The 1396-nt window shown below is 52.8% G+C and carries 1 protein-coding gene; it reads left to right on the top strand.

Annotated elements, in window-relative coordinates; translation table 11 throughout:
* Nucleotides 1-1396, top strand: a 1396-nt coding sequence (locus ACTHS3_RS13125) for a formate--tetrahydrofolate ligase (protein ID WP_440368143.1), incomplete at both ends; no start/stop codon positions are given.

A 1396-nucleotide genomic window follows, 5' to 3' on the forward strand; every position in this document is an offset into this window, starting at 1 on the left:
AGCTGGGTTTGAACGTTGACAACATCGAGCCCTATGGTCATTACAAAGCCAAAATCAATCCTGCCGAGGCATTCAAGCTGCCGCAAAAACAAGGCCGTCTGATTTTGGTGACCGCCATTAATCCGACTCCTGCGGGTGAGGGTAAAACCACTGTAACTATCGGTTTGGCGGACGCATTGCGCCATATCGGCAAAGACTCGGTTATTGCTCTGCGCGAGCCTTCTTTGGGTCCGGTGTTTGGTGTTAAAGGCGGTGCGGCAGGCGGCGGCTATGCCCAAGTTTTGCCGATGGAAGACATCAACCTGCACTTTACCGGCGACTTCCACGCCATCGGTGCGGCGAATAACCTGCTCGCCGCCATGCTCGATAACCATATCTATCAAGGCAATGAGTTGAACATCGATCCGAAACGCGTGCTGTGGCGTCGCGTGGTCGATATGAACGACCGCCAGTTACGCAACATCATCGATGGTATGGGCAAACCTGTTGACGGCGTGATGCGTCCCGATGGTTTTGACATTACCGTTGCCTCTGAAGTGATGGCGGTATTCTGTCTTGCCAAAGACATCAGCGATTTGAAAGAGCGTTTGGGTAACATCCTTGTTGCCTACGCCAAAGACGGCAGCCCTGTTTATGCCAAAGATTTGAAAGCGAATGGCGCGATGGCGGCATTGCTCAAAGATGCGATTAAGCCTAACTTGGTGCAAACCATCGAAGGTACTCCGGCCTTTGTACACGGCGGCCCGTTTGCCAACATCGCCCACGGCTGTAACTCTGTAACGGCCACCCGTTTGGCGAAACACCTTGCCGATTATGCCGTAACCGAAGCAGGCTTCGGCGCGGATTTGGGTGCGGAAAAATTCTGCGACATCAAATGCCGTCTGGCAGATTTGAAACCTGATGCGGCTGTTGTCGTGGCCACTGTCCGCGCTTTGAAATACAACGGCGGCGTGGAGCGTGCCAACCTCGGCGAAGAAAACCTCGAAGCCTTGGCAAAAGGTCTGCCTAATCTGCTGAAACACATTTCCAACCTGAAAAACGTATTCGGCCTGCCTGTGGTGGTTGCCATCAATCGCTTTGTGTCCGACTCAGATGCCGAGTTGGCCATGATTGAAAAAGCCTGCGCGGAACACGGCGTTGAAGTTTCCCTGACTGAAGTATGGGGCAAAGGCGGCGCGGGTGGTGCAGACTTGGCTCACAAAGTTGTCAATGCCATCGAAAACCAACCGAACAACTTCAATTTCTCCTACGATGTTGAGCTGAGCATTAAAGACAAAATCCGTGCGATTGCCCAAAAAGTGTACGGCGCGGAAGATGTTGATTTCAGCGCGGAAGCGTCTGCCGAAATCGCTTCACTGGAAAAACTGGGCTTGGACAAAATGCCGATCTGCATGGC

The organism is Neisseria sp. P0009.S007 (assembly GCF_051962515.1).